Source organism: Mesorhizobium japonicum MAFF 303099, assembly GCF_000009625.1.
GTDB classification, from domain to species: domain Bacteria; phylum Pseudomonadota; class Alphaproteobacteria; order Rhizobiales; family Rhizobiaceae; genus Mesorhizobium; species Mesorhizobium japonicum.
In genome coordinates, this window is sequence record NC_002678.2 from 91,687 (window position 1) to 104,322 (window position 12,636).

Below are 12,636 nucleotides of genomic sequence, written 5' to 3' on the forward strand. Positions count from 1 at the left end.
GCTGAGCCACGCCACCTACCGCGAGCCGCGCTCGGGTCCACCGAATGGGCCGATTTCGCCAACGCCAATCCGGACGGCTCGGCCTGGGATGCCTTCACTCTGACGAGATGCAGCGATGACTAGCGCCGTGAGATCGATCAGTTCGCGTTGCGTGCAGGCGCCTAGACCAGTGCTCCTGCCGCTGGCGACCCACCTCCTGGACCCGCCCCCGGAGGTTACGCTAAGTCCGCGCCACTGGGCGGTTCCTTCTGGCGTACGCGGATCCTGCTGATGCGATGTGATCGATGGCGGACGTCAAACCGCGGATAAGCGGCTTGCGTAGCGGGGTTTCGACAAAACGCCAGATCAAGAAGGAGGCAAGGAGCACCGCGAGCAAAACGACAAAGAACGCAGCGTTCTTGCCGATTAACGGGGCCAGTGCGTTGAGAGAGAGATAACCTATGTACTGGTGTAGAAGATAAAGCGGGTAAGTCAATCCGCCGAGCATGAGGACGGTTTTCGAAGGGGCCACGAGGGAGCGGATCAGGAGTGCGCCTGCGAAAATCCCAAAGACAACTCCATTGGCGACCAAGAGAGCGGGATAGGGAATGGCCATTCCGTAATGTTCCTGCATCCAGCCCTGATTGAATGTGATCGTCTGGCACGACAACAGGAATGCCGCGACAAGAAGGATGAGCGCCGCCGGCGAACGACCTTTTGCAACAACCTGTTGGGCCAAAATACCGACGGCAAAAAAAGGCGCGTAGCTTGTGATAAGCAAAATTCGTATCGCCGTGTTCCCGAAGAAGAGCTCATTTCCTGCCGAAATCACGAGCCAGATGGCAACGATCGCCAACTTCCAACGCTGGAAGGCACCCGCAAAAATAAGCGCCGCAACCCAGCCATAGAATACGATCTCGAGCATGATCGACCAGTAGACACCGTCCATGGACGGCCTACCGAATGCGCGAGCGAACATGGAAAGATTGGCGACATAGGTCGAAAAATTTGTCGGAAATCTAGGGTTGTTGGCGATTGAGAGAACGACAAACGTCAACGTCATGCAGAGCAGAAATCCAGGATAAAGCCGCACGAAGCGCGCGACGGCGAAATCCTGCCACTTTCGCCCCTCAGCCGACCACGTGATGACAAAACCGCTGATAAGGAAAAACAGACTGACACCGAGATAGCCATAGATAGCAAACGGAGCAGCCGCAGGATATCCAGCGTCGATATCTCCGGCAATCGGCCCCCGATAAAGGTAGTGAAAGCACACAACCGCCAAGGCTGCGATCAATCGCAGAAGGTCGAGTGATGCCAGGCGCGATGAGTTGGTGTTGCCAACCATTTCCATTGCCCCTCTTCGCCATACAGGGCCCTTTGACCCAGACTAAAAGCCTGATCCCAAGGCTTCAGCGTCACAGAGAGGTCTATCGAGCGCGCTTCGATAGTGCTTGTCGCCTCGGGCTAAATCATCGTGCGTTTGCATGAGTTCGGCCTCGCCAGAACTGGACCAAAGGTCCACAACGCTCTCAGAATAGAATGCGCGTGGCGATATCACCGTGACCGCTTGAAGCCGATCAGGGTCAAGGTAAGAACCAATACCGTTGCTGGCCCTTGACCGTGCGCATGTTCAATAATGTCAACAACGCATAGATCAGTCCAGGCAGGATCTTCAGCCGCTTTCGGATGTAGACCGCCATTGCAACGTTCCACACAACCGGAGCAAGCGCGAGCCCTATCGCGGCACCCAATGGGCCTTAGATCTGTATCCCGATAACGCAGCCGATGACGCTAATAGCCGCGCCCGCCGTCATCGTCCCAGCGGCCGCCCCCTCGTTCCCAGTCATGGTCAAGAGATTCAATTGCAGTCCGCATAAAGCCACGAATACGCACCCGGGCATGAGTACACGCGCGATGGGCGCCCCGGTACCGAAGTCGTCACGCACCAGCTCAAGAGCGGCGAACAATCACCGGCAAAGGGATTGCCCATTGCCATTGCGGCGCCGCCGGCTGATTCCGAGCGCTCACCCCCGGCTTCAGCCTAGACGTGAATCAGGAGGCCCGGACATTGATCCAGGCCTCCTGCCATTTTCCGTTTGCTCACCTCTCAAAAACGAGGGTGAGCAAACTTCGTGTGTCGAATGAGCAGTTTACCTTGACGTCGAGCGAGATACAGTGACGCGTCAGGGCGCTTCAAATTCTCAGCTGCACCCGCTCGTGGCGCCGCACGTATCGCACTTCTCGCAAGTCCCATTCCGCACCATCGTGAAATTCTGGCACTCGGAGCAGGAATTGCCGGTGTAGCCTTGCAGCAGCGACTTGGCGCGGCGGTCGGCGGCGAGTTTCTTCGCCTCGGCGGCTTCGTTCGCTGCCGCGTCGGTGAACAGCGCCGCCGTGGTGTCCGAAGTCTCCGAAACCGTTTCCTCGAAGGCGATGTCCTCGGCCAGTTCCTTGGCCCGCTCCTCATAGTCGCGCTTGTAGGCGACCGCCTCGTCGCTGGCCGGCTTCAGCGCCAGCACGTTGGAGCCGGAGAAGGCGGTCGGCGCGGAGCGGGCAGGGGTGCCGGCGCCGGCAAAGCCCTTCGGCTCGTTGCCGATGGCCCTCGACACCAGCTTCACCGGCGAACCACGGGTCAGGCCCTTGGAGACGGCGTCGGTCTTGCCTTCGCTGATGCCGCGACCAAGCGCGGTGTTGGAGAAGTCCGACTGGTCGACATGGGCGAGGTCGTTGCGGCCGAGATAGGAGATGGCCAGTTCGCGGAACACGTAGTCGAGGATCGACGTCGCGCTCTTGATGGCATCGTTGCCGATGACCATGCCGGCCGGCTCGAACTTGGTGAAGGTGAAGGCGTGCACATATTCGTCGAGCGGCACGCCGTATTGCAGGCCGAGCGAAATGGCGATGGCGAAGTTGTTGAGCAGGCCGCGCAGCGTGGCGCCTTCCTTGTTCATGTCGATGAAGATCTCGCCGAGGCGGCCATCATCATATTCGCCGGTGCGCAGGAAGATGGTGTTGCCACCGATCTTGGCCTTCTGCGTGTAACCCTTGCGGCGGCCAGGCAGCTTTTCCTGCTCGCGCGACACGCGTTCGATGATGCGCTCGACGATCCGCTCGGTGATCTGCGCCGCGCGCGCTGCGGCCGGGGCCTGGATCAACTGCTCGACGGCTTCGTCCTCATCCTCCTCGCCATCGGCGAGCAGCGAGGCGTTCAGCGGCTGCGACAGCTTCGAGCCGTCGCGGTAGAGCGCGTTGGCCTTCAGCGCCAGCTTCCACGACAGCATATAGGCGCCCTTGGCGTCTTCCACCGTCGCATCGTTGGGCATGTTGATGGTCTTGGAGATGGCGCCCGAGATGAAGGGCTGTGCGGCCGCCATCATCTGGATGTGGCTGTTGATCGAAAGCGAGCGCTTGCCGATCTTGCCGCAGGGGCTGGCGCAGTCGAACACGGCGAGGTGTTCAGCTTTGAGGAAGGGTGCGCCCTCCAGCGTCATGGCACCGCAGACATGGATGTTGGCGGCCTCGATGTCCTTCCTGGAGAAGCCCATCGCCGGCAGCATCTCGAACGAGAAGTCGTTGAGCTGCTCGTCGGTGAACCCAAAAGTCTCCTTCACCCAGTCGGCGCCGAGCGTCCACTGGTTGAAGACGAACTTGATGTCGAAGGCCGACTTCAGCGCCGCATTGAGCGCGGCGATCTTGTCGTCGCTGAAACCCTTGGCCTTGAGCGAGCCGGGGTTGATGCCGGGCGCCTGGTTGAGATTGCCGTGGCCGACCGCATAGGCCTCGATCTCGGCGATCTGGCTCTCGGAATAGCCGAGCGTGCGCAGCGCTTCCGGCACGGCGCGGTTGATGATCTTGAAGTAACCGCCGCCGGCGAGCTTCTTGAACTTCACCAGCGCGAAATCGGGCTCGATGCCGGTGGTGTCGCAATCCATGACCAAGCCGATCGTGCCGGTCGGCGCGATGACGGTTGCCTGCGCATTGCGGTAGCCATGTTCCTCGCCGAGCTCGATGGCGCGGTCCCAGGCGGCTTTGGCATGCTCGGCAAGCGCCTGCTGCTTGAGATCGGAGGCGACCAGCGGCACCGGGTTGACTGCGAGCTTCTCGTAGCCGTCCTTGTCGCCATAGGCGGCGCGGCGATGGTTGCGCATGACGCGCAGCATGTTCTGGGCGTTGCGGTCATAGTCAGGGAAGGCGCCGAGTTCGGAGGCCATTTCCGCCGAGGTGGAGTAGGCAACACCGGTCATGATCGCGGTGAGCGCTGCGCAGATGGCGCGGCCCTCGTCGGAATCATAGGGAATGCCCGAGGTCATCAGCAGGCCGCCAATATTGGCGTAGCCGAGGCCGAGCGTGCGGTATTCGTAGGAGAGCTTGGCGATCTCTTTCGACGGAAACTGCGCCATCATCACCGAGATTTCGAGAACGATGGTCCACAGCCGCACGGTATGCTCGTAGGCGGCGATGTCGATCGTGCCGTCGGCGTTGCGGTAGGGCAAAAGGTTGATCGAGGCGAGGTTGCAGGCCGTGTCGTCGAGGAACATGTATTCCGAGCACGGGTTGGAGGCCCGGATCGCACCGGCCGAAGCGCAGGTGTGCCAGTCGTTCATCGTCGTGTTGAAATGCAGGCCCGGATCCGCCGACGCCCAGGCGGCGTAGCCGATCTTTTCCCAGAGGTCCCTGGCCTTCAGCGTCTTCAGCACCTTGCCATCCTTGCGGGCGGTCAGGTGCCAGTCGGCATCGTCTTCGACGGCGCGCAGGAAATTGTCCTTCAGCGACACCGAATTGTTGGAGTTCTGGCCCGAAACGGTCAGGTAGGCATCCGAATCCCAGTCGGTGTCGTAGGTCTTGAACGACATCGACTTGTAGCCCTGCTTGGCGAACTGGATGACGCGGTAGATGTAGTTCTCTGGCACGGCCGACTTCTTGGCTGCCTTGATCTCGCGCTTCAGCGCCGTGTTGATGGCCGGATCGAAGCAGTCCTCGCCATTGCCTTCGCAATTGACGCAGGCCTTCATGATGGCTTCGAGATGTTTCTTGACGATCTTCGAGCCCGTCACCAGCGAGGCGACCTTCTGCTCTTCATTGACCTTCCAGTCGATGAATTCCTCGATATCGGGGTGATCGGCGTCGACGATGACCATTTTGGCGGCGCGGCGCGTCGTGCCGCCCGACTTGATGGCGCCGGCGGCGCGGTCACCGATCTTGAGGAAGCTCATCAGGCCGGACGAGCGGCCGCCGCCCGACAGCTTTTCGCCTTCGCCGCGCAGCAGCGAGAAGTTCGAGCCGGTGCCGGAGCCATATTTGAACAGGCGCGCCTCGCGCACCCACAGATCCATGATGCCGCCCTCGTTGACGAGGTCGTCCTGCACGCCCTGGATGAAGCAGGCATGCGGCTGCGGATGCTCGTAGGAGGACTTCGACTTGGTCAGCTTGCCGGTGAAGGGGTCGACATAGAAGTGGCCCTGGCTCGGACCGTCAATGCCGTATGCCCAGTGCAACCCAGTGTTGAACCATTGCGGCGAATTCGGCGCGACACGCTGGGTGGCCAGCATATAGGCGAGCTCGTCGCGGAAAGCCCGCGCGTCTTCCTCCGACTTGAAGTAGCCGCCCTTCCAGCCCCAGTAGGTCCAGGTGCCGGCCAGACGGTCGAAGACCTGGCGGGCGTCGATCTCGGAACCGTAGCGCTCGGCTTCGGGCAGCTTGGCCAGTTCGGCTTCGTCGGCGACGGAGCGCCACAGGAAGGAGGGGACGTCGTTCTCCTCGACCTTCTTCAGCCGCGCGGGCACGCCGGCCTTGCGGAAATATTTCTGCGCCAGGATATCGGCGGCGACCTGGGAGAACTGCGCCGGCACATCGATGTTGTCGAGGCGGAACACCACCGAGCCATCCGGATTCTTGATCTCGGAAAGCGCCTTGCGGAATTCGATCTCCGCATAAGCCGATTGCCCTTGCTTGGTGAAGCGACGCTCGATGCGCATTGGTCCGGTCCTTTTGTCTATATATAGCGCTTTTCCCCAGGGATTTCTCCCCCTGATGCGAAACGCGCATGTCCGCCGTCTGCCGGCGTTCGAAAACGGCCGGCTCTCCATTCCGCGATCTCCCCCAGCATTTGCAGCCTGGGCTTCTCGTGAAGCCTCTGTCACAACGCGCCGGCGAACCCCGCGGGTCCCTCAAATCTGATTTTTTCGATTCCCTCACTCGAGGGAAATTCACACTATCTAGCGTCGAACCTACCTGCAAACACTAAATATAGTATTAACAGACAATTTATTCCAGTCCGACAATTCTCCCTTTCGTCGCCCCACCACCCCAAGATCCCAACGCTTCCGCCGGCCTCGTAAACGGGCGGAAATGCGGGCAAAACGCACATAATCCGGGAAAAAGACCGGGCTCAGAACTTTCCGGTCGCGCTCTCAACAGGAGCACATGGCCTATAAAAGGCGACTCGTTTTGCGCCGTCAAGGATTCGTTTGCGTAGCTTTTGTGACCCCAACATCTTGTGTGCCACACATGTGGATAACGGGGATAGAAATGCGCCGCCGCGATTGCCGTTTCGAACGGTGGATCTGCGGCCTTTGACCGCCGGGAGGCGTCGATCGTGAGCAATCTGGTCGGCCTCGAAAAACCTGTCGGGCCGATATGCCAGATATCAGCCGTAATGCAGCTTCGGCTTCGGCTCGGTGCCGGTGAACTGCACGCCGACCCGGTCGTTGCGGCGCCAGCGGACCTCGCAGCGATAGGCGACGCCGTCGAGCGGCACATAAAGCAGGAAACGATCGGGCACCCGCGCCTCGATCGGTATTTTCAATTCGGCGCCGCCCGCATGCTGGTTGCGCAGCGTCACGGCGATTTCCGAGTTTTGAATCCCGGTGATAACGGTTCCACCCTTGAGCACGCGTGGACGGTGCTCGCGCTCGGGCTCGCCGGTATGTTGCTGAATTGGGTCTACAGGATTCGCCATCGATCAAACGCCAGATTGGTCGATTCTTAGCGAAGAAGGATTAGCAAACCTTTCATGCTCGACACATCACAGGGTTGTTAATATGCCCTGGAGGTCACCTAGGAGAATCTGTGCGGGTCGGCGCAGAAATAGGCGATGATCTGGCAAAGGTCCGGCTCATTGATCATGCGCACGGCTTCGCTGGAACTCACCCACTTGCGGGTGCGGGAGTGCTTTTCCTTCCAGCGGTCGGCGATCTTGTCGACGTGCAGCGGAAACACCAGCACCTCGCAGGGCACTTCTTCACCCGAAGCCAGAACCTTGGCATAGAAGTAGCGGCCGGCTTCGAGATGCGAGACGGTTCCGCGCAATCCGGCTTCCTCGCCGGCTTCTCGCGCCGCCGCCTCGCAGAGCGGCTCCTTGGCTTCTGGCCAACCCTTCGGCAACACCCAGCGGCCCGTGTCGCGGCTGGTGATCAGCATGATCTCGACGCCATTACCGGTATCGCGCCAGGGCAGCGCGGCAACCTGCAGACGGCACGGCGCGGTGCCGAAGAGTCGCCGGACCCTTTCGGCCAGATGGTTGTGCGTCGTTGGCCTTGTCAACATCGGAGAAGCTAGCCCCAGCCTCCAGAATCGTTTGCCGCCTTACGAATCTTACGGCTAATTCTGACCAATAAAAGTAAAAACTTTGATCAGCCTGGCCGATTCCCGCCAATAGAGGTCGATTTCACAGGATATCCTGCCCCAGGGAGCCGTCCACGGAAGCAAATATTGTCGTCGGTGGCTGCTTAGTTGGAAAAAGCGGCGTGTCGCGAATCAGCCGGCGTGGTCGTCGGCGATCGGCTTCTGGTAGGTGAAGCCCATGTCCCAGGGGAAATAGATCCAGGTATCCTGGCTGACCTCGGTGACGAAAGTATCGACCAGCGGCCGGCCCTTCGGCTTGGCGTAGACGGTGGCGAAATGCGCCTTGGGCATCATTGCGCGCACGATGCCGGCGGTCTTGCCGGTGTCGGTCAGGTCGTCGATGATCAGCACGCCGGCGCCGTCGTCGGCGAGCAGTGCGGGCGTTATCTCCTTCAGCACCTGCAACTGCCCCTGGCTGGTGTAGTCGTGGTAGGAGGCGACACAGACCGTCTCGATGACGCGGATGCCGAGTTCGCGCGCGATGATCGCCGCCGGAACCAGCCCGCCGCGCGTGATGCAGACGATCGCCTTCCATTGCCCCTTGTTGGCGCCTGAAAGCCGCCAGGAAAGCGCGCGGGCGTCACGATGGAACTGGTCCCAGGAGACCGGAAAGGCTTTTTCGGGAAGGGACATTTTTCGCGCACTCCGCAGCACGCGAAGACCGCGTGCACAAAAACAGGGGAATGCGCGCGGAATTAACTGGAAAGCCTCGGCTTTGGCAAGGGCGGCTGGCAGCGATGGCTGTGGACTTATCGCGACAGGAAGGCCGCCACCTGTGCTGTACGCAGCACCGTGCGCGTCACTCCGCCGAACAGCAGCTGGCGCAGCCAGGAGTGGCTGTAGGCGCCAAGCACCAGCAGATCGGCGCCGGTCTCGGCGACCCGGTTCTGGATCATGTCGTCGACCGAGGTGCCGCCCGATTTCTGCACCGAGACGCTGACATTGGCGCCGTGGCGTGACAGCGCCGACGCGATTTCGGCGCCGGCGGCCTCCGGGCTTTCGTCGAACGTATCGGGCGGATCGATGACCAATATGTCGGTCTTCTCGGCCTCGATGATGAAGGGCAGGGCGTCGAAGGCGGCGCGGGCGGCCTCCTTGCTGCCGTTCCAGGCGAGCAGCACGCGTTTGAACGTGGTGACCAGCGGACCGGCACTCGGCACCACCAGCACCGGCCGGCCGGCGTCATAGACCAGCGTGTCGACATCGGCGCTCGGATCGCCGCCGGTTTCGCGCTGGGCGGCAATGATAAGATCGGCGGCGCGCACGCTTGAAATGCCGGTCAACGCGCTGTCGCCGGAGAAGCTCTCCAGGCTGCGCCACTCGAAAGAGAGGCCGGAATCCTCGATGCGCCTGAGGAAGACGGCCTGCAGCTTGTCGGCCCGCTCCCGGCTCATGTCGGCCGAGACCTGCAGGAACTCGGTATCGGGAAAGCCGGTCGCCGACGTGTAGGGCACCGGAAGCGCCTCGGCATGGATGCCGATCAGATGGCCCTGGAAGCGGTTGGCGAGCGGAATGGCGCAGTCGAGCACGCGCTCGGCGTCCTGCTCGTTCTGCAGAATGGCAACGATGGTCTTGAAGCGCATGGTGATCCCTCAATCTGGCGAGTGTTTGAACTCGCGTGAAAGCAACGCCGGCGCGCCACGCTTTGTTCCGGCCTGGACCCGCTCAGCTCGCCTTGGCGGCGAACCCCGCCACCATTGCCTCGACATCGGCGCGCGCGGCGTCCAGCGCTTCCTGGCTGCGGGCGCGAACGACCAGTTCGGTCCAGAACTTGCCGTCGCCATACTTTGGATAGGAGCCGATGATCGTGTCCGGATGCGCTTTCTGGATCTCACCCAACGGTCCACCGACAAGGCCTTCGCCGAACGGACAGTGCACGGTCGCCGACAGCATCTTCGTGCCCGTCTTCAGCGTCGGCACGACATTGTCGAGCATGGCCTGGAAGATCGAGGGCACGCCGGCCATGACGTGGACGTTGCCGATGCGAAAGCCGGGCGCCACGGACACCGGATTGTCGATAAGGTCGGCGCCGCGCGGCATTCGCGCCATGCGCTTGCGCGCCTCGGTGTATTCGATGCCGCGCGCCGCATAGCTTGCCTCCAGCAGCGCATAGGCCTTGGCATCGTATTCGCAGGGCACGCCGAATGCCTTGGCAACCGAATCGGCGGTGATGTCGTCATGGGTCGGGCCGATGCCGCCGGTGGTGAACACATAGGTGTAGCGCGCACGCACGGCGTTCACCGCCGCGATGATCTCGTCTTCTTCGTCGGGAACAATGCGCACTTCCTTCAGGTCGATGCCGATGGCCGTCATCATGTCGGCGAGGTGGCCGATATTCTTGTCCTTGGTGCGGCCGGAGAGAATCTCATCGCCGATGACGAGCATGGCGGCGGTAACGATTTCGGTCATGGAGGGCTCCGGCAGGACGGGTTGCCTGAGATAGCGCGGCGCGTGGCTGTCGGCAATGCCGCCAGGCGGTGAACAATCCATGCCTGGACGCGCCCGTTTCGAAGCGAGGTTGCAGCATGACCGGATGCGGGTAAGCTCAAACGGGTTCTGGTCCGGGTGAACAATGCTGATATCGATCCTGTCATGGCTGCTGGCCGTGCTGTTCCTGCTGGCGGTCCTGGGGATCGCCTGCCTGGCGCTGGCGACGCTTTGGATCGCCATGAAAGCCCAAGCACTGGTGCCGCCGGTCGGAAAATTCATCGAGATCGACGGCAACCGCATCCACTATGTCGATGTGGGCGAGGGGCGGCCGATCGTCTTCCTGCACGGGCTTGGCGCGCAACTCCATCACTTCCGGCGCACTTTGTTCGGACATTTCGGCCCGGGTTATCGCCTGATCGCGCTCGATCGTCCGGGATCGGGCTATTCGACGCGCGCGAGCGGCACCACCGGCCGCTTGCCTGAACAGGCGGCGCTGGTGCGCCGCTTCATCGAAAAATTGCAACTGGAAAGGCCGCTGGTCGTGGGCCACTCGCTGGGTGGCGCCGTCACATTGACCCTGGCCGTGGAACATCCCGAGGCAATTTCGGGCATCGCCTTGCTGGCGCCGCTGACGCATCTGGAAACCAGGGCGCGGCAAAGATTTGACCTGCTGTACATCCCCTCCCGCGTGCAGCGCTGGATCATGGCCTATACCGTGGCGATACCCCTGAGCCTGCGCTATGCGCGGCCGACAATGGAATTCATCTTCGCGCCGCAGGCTTTTCCGACGGACTACATGGTCGAAGGCGGCGGCTGGCTCGGGCTGCGACCAGTCCATTTCCAGGCGACATCGGCCGATGTCGTGGCCGTCGAAGAGGATCTCGGCCGCATCGAGCAGCGCTACGGCGAGATTGTCATGCCTGCCGGCATCCTCTTCGGAACCGCCGACCGTGTCATCGACATCCGCATCCATGGCGAGCCGATGCGAGGCAAGATCGCGGGGCTCGATTTTGAACCCGTCGACGGCGTCGGCCATATGCCGCAGTTCGTCGAACCCAAGCGGGTGATTGGCTTCATCGAGCGGATTGCCGTCCGCGCGTTTCCATCACCGCAGCCTCACGACAATTTCAATGAACCAACCGGCTGACTGCCGGGTTTACCCCGTGTCGCACCCCAAGGCGACCAAGACACGGAGTAATGCAATGTACAGGAGATTTCTTGCAGCATCGGTTCTGACGATCGGTCTCGCCACATCGGCGATGGCGCAATCGTCCGACGGCGCATATTCCAACCGTCACAACTGGTGGCCATTCGGCAACGAACAGTCCTCAGGCGTCGACCAGAACACGACCGGTAGCATCAATGGCGACCGCTCTGGGCTGGACAGCCTTGGCAATTCGGGTCCTGCCGGCCCGTGTGCATACGGCACAGCGGGTCCTGATGCGAATGCTCAGGGCAATGTGAACGACCAGTATTGCGGCAAATAATTCAGCCACCGGGCAGCCGTCGACCGTGGGACGTCGTCTCTCCTGACGTCCGCGGCCGGCGCCCTGCCTCAGTCTGTTGGCAAGTTCTCTTCTTCGGAAAGTCTATTCGGACACTTCGGTCTGCGGCCGGTCGCGGCCATCGGCCAGTTCCTCGTGCCATTTGCCGTCGGCATCCTCATATTGGATACCGTCCGTCGCGCCTGCCACCTGCTGCTCGGCCGAGGCGATCTCGGCGGCGCGCAACGCATCCTGATGGGTGGGAAATGTCTCCGAGAAGGTCGAACCGACCTTATAGGCCCAGCCGCCGTCATGCTCGACGATCTTGTAAGTCAGCTTCGCCATAAAAACCTCCGGTTGAAAGGTCCGCCTGCTCAATGCAGCCGGTCGTCGGATAGCTTGTCGTCGGGCACCAGCACTTCCGATTCCCTGGCGGCCTCGATCAATGCCCGTCGCGCCTCCGCTGTCGAACGATAACCTTCCAGCACTTTGAGGCAAGTGTCGAGGGCATCACGATGACGCGGGCCGCGATTGAGCGGCCAGACCGTCATCAGACACTCCGCTGCTTCCTGGGTGCTGCGGATATGGCGATATTTGCCGACATGGCCGAGTTCGACCACGACCGGCGTTTCAAAAGGTTTGTTGTCCATCATGGCCGCAACGCAAAGCAGCCAATTTGGTTGCAAAAGTGGCCCGAAACCTGCGCCCAAAAGTCGCGTCGCGTTTTGCGACGCTTTTTAGCTGACATGCATCGGCGTCAGTAGCGGCAGTCGTTGCGCAGCCAGCGTGCATTCGCCCAGCCGGTCGAGCCGCCGATTTCGACCTGATACCAGTTGCCGCGGCGGTCGAAAATCTCGACGTGATCACCATTGAACAGCTGGCCGATCATCCGCGATGACGAGTTCGGCCGTGTCCGCACGGCGAGAAAGCCACTACCGGTCGCCAGATTGTAGCGGCCGGACAGGCCGTGCACCGTCCCCTCGCAATATTGCGCGACGCCCGGCGTCGATGCGCCGAGCCAAAAGCCGGCGACAGTCACAAGCATCGCAGCCGGCAAGAATGCCCTGAATGACATGATCTTCTCCCAAGCCCGGCCGCGCCCGCCGCAGCCTGACCC

12 protein-coding genes are annotated in these 12,636 nt (G+C 61.5%); 2 read left to right on the forward strand and 10 right to left on the reverse strand.

Annotated elements, in window-relative coordinates:
- Positions 1-220: 220 nt before the first annotated feature.
- The 7 genes from MAFF_RS01585 to MAFF_RS01620 form a co-directional block, all read right to left on the reverse strand.
- Positions 221-1,333 (reverse strand): acyltransferase family protein, encoded by a 1,113-nt coding sequence (locus tag MAFF_RS01585; protein ID WP_010909154.1) that lies wholly within the window; start codon positions 1,331-1,333, stop codon positions 221-223.
- 850 nt (positions 1,334-2,183) lie between these two features.
- The gene (locus MAFF_RS01595; RefSeq protein ID WP_044547456.1) at positions 2,184-5,957 is read right to left on the reverse strand and encodes a vitamin B12-dependent ribonucleotide reductase; all 3,774 of its coding nucleotides are present in this window, start codon (positions 5,955-5,957) and stop codon (positions 2,184-2,186) included.
- A gap of 671 nt (positions 5,958-6,628) precedes the next feature.
- On the reverse strand, positions 6,629-6,940 hold the full coding sequence (locus MAFF_RS01600) for a PilZ domain-containing protein (protein ID WP_044547459.1): 312 nt from the start codon (positions 6,938-6,940) through the stop codon (positions 6,629-6,631).
- Between the two features lie 98 nt (positions 6,941-7,038).
- The gene (locus MAFF_RS01605; protein WP_010909157.1) at positions 7,039-7,527 is read right to left on the reverse strand and encodes an NUDIX hydrolase; all 489 of its coding nucleotides are present in this window, start codon (positions 7,525-7,527) and stop codon (positions 7,039-7,041) included.
- Positions 7,528-7,737: 210 nt separating this feature from the next.
- Positions 7,738-8,238 (reverse strand): xanthine phosphoribosyltransferase, encoded by a 501-nt coding sequence (gene gpt, locus MAFF_RS01610; RefSeq protein ID WP_010909158.1) that lies wholly within the window; start codon positions 8,236-8,238, stop codon positions 7,738-7,740.
- 116 nt (positions 8,239-8,354) lie between these two features.
- Entirely contained in the window at positions 8,355-9,188 is an 834-nt protein-coding gene (locus tag MAFF_RS01615; protein ID WP_010909159.1) for a universal stress protein, read from the reverse strand.
- A gap of 82 nt (positions 9,189-9,270) precedes the next feature.
- On the reverse strand, positions 9,271-10,014 hold the full coding sequence (locus MAFF_RS01620; RefSeq protein ID WP_010909160.1) for a competence/damage-inducible protein A: 744 nt from the start codon (positions 10,012-10,014) through the stop codon (positions 9,271-9,273).
- A 163-nt stretch (positions 10,015-10,177) separates the two neighbouring features.
- On the opposite strand from MAFF_RS01620, the gene MAFF_RS01625 reads away from it, so the two are divergent.
- Together MAFF_RS01625 and MAFF_RS01630 are read left to right on the forward strand one after the other, a co-directional pair.
- Positions 10,178-11,182, forward strand: a complete 1,005-nt coding sequence (locus MAFF_RS01625) for an alpha/beta fold hydrolase (protein ID WP_010909161.1) — start codon at positions 10,178-10,180, stop codon at positions 11,180-11,182.
- A gap of 55 nt (positions 11,183-11,237) precedes the next feature.
- Entirely contained in the window at positions 11,238-11,522 is a 285-nt protein-coding gene (locus MAFF_RS01630; RefSeq protein ID WP_044547460.1) for a hypothetical protein, read from the forward strand.
- Positions 11,523-11,624: 102 nt separating this feature from the next.
- Here MAFF_RS01630 and MAFF_RS01635 read toward each other — a convergent pair whose 3' ends face one another.
- From MAFF_RS01635 to MAFF_RS01645, 3 genes are all read right to left on the reverse strand, one after another.
- Complete coding sequence (locus MAFF_RS01635; protein WP_010909163.1) at positions 11,625-11,864, reverse strand: DUF2188 domain-containing protein; 240 nt, start codon at positions 11,862-11,864, stop codon at positions 11,625-11,627.
- A gap of 29 nt (positions 11,865-11,893) precedes the next feature.
- Entirely contained in the window at positions 11,894-12,172 is a 279-nt protein-coding gene (locus MAFF_RS01640; protein ID WP_010909164.1) for a DUF982 domain-containing protein, read from the reverse strand.
- A 104-nt stretch (positions 12,173-12,276) separates the two neighbouring features.
- Positions 12,277-12,594 carry an SH3 domain-containing protein gene (locus MAFF_RS01645; RefSeq protein WP_010909165.1) on the reverse strand — a complete coding sequence of 106 codons (318 nt, stop codon included), beginning with the start codon at positions 12,592-12,594 and terminating at the stop codon, positions 12,277-12,279.
- Positions 12,595-12,636 lie beyond the last annotated feature (42 nt).

Coding starts and splice junctions, on each gene's coding strand:
- MAFF_RS01620 (WP_010909160.1), bottom strand. CDS start 10,014: ATGACCGAAATCGTTACCGCCGCCATGCTCGTCATCGGCGATGAGATT.
- MAFF_RS01640 (WP_010909164.1), bottom strand. CDS start 12,172: ATGATGGACAACAAACCTTTTGAAACGCCGGTCGTGGTCGAACTCGGC.
- MAFF_RS01645 (WP_010909165.1), bottom strand. CDS start 12,594: ATGTCATTCAGGGCATTCTTGCCGGCTGCGATGCTTGTGACTGTCGCC.
- MAFF_RS01585 (WP_010909154.1), bottom strand. CDS start 1,333: ATGGAAATGGTTGGCAACACCAACTCATCGCGCCTGGCATCACTCGAC.
- MAFF_RS01605 (WP_010909157.1), bottom strand. CDS start 7,527: ATGTTGACAAGGCCAACGACGCACAACCATCTGGCCGAAAGGGTCCGG.
- gpt (WP_010909158.1), bottom strand. CDS start 8,238: ATGTCCCTTCCCGAAAAAGCCTTTCCGGTCTCCTGGGACCAGTTCCAT.
- MAFF_RS01625 (WP_010909161.1), top strand. CDS start 10,178: ATGCTGATATCGATCCTGTCATGGCTGCTGGCCGTGCTGTTCCTGCTG.
- MAFF_RS01600 (WP_044547459.1), bottom strand. CDS start 6,940: ATGGCGAATCCTGTAGACCCAATTCAGCAACATACCGGCGAGCCCGAG.
- MAFF_RS01615 (WP_010909159.1), bottom strand. CDS start 9,188: ATGCGCTTCAAGACCATCGTTGCCATTCTGCAGAACGAGCAGGACGCC.
- MAFF_RS01635 (WP_010909163.1), bottom strand. CDS start 11,864: ATGGCGAAGCTGACTTACAAGATCGTCGAGCATGACGGCGGCTGGGCC.
- MAFF_RS01630 (WP_044547460.1), top strand. CDS start 11,238: ATGTACAGGAGATTTCTTGCAGCATCGGTTCTGACGATCGGTCTCGCC.
- MAFF_RS01595 (WP_044547456.1), bottom strand. CDS start 5,957: ATGCGCATCGAGCGTCGCTTCACCAAGCAAGGGCAATCGGCTTATGCG.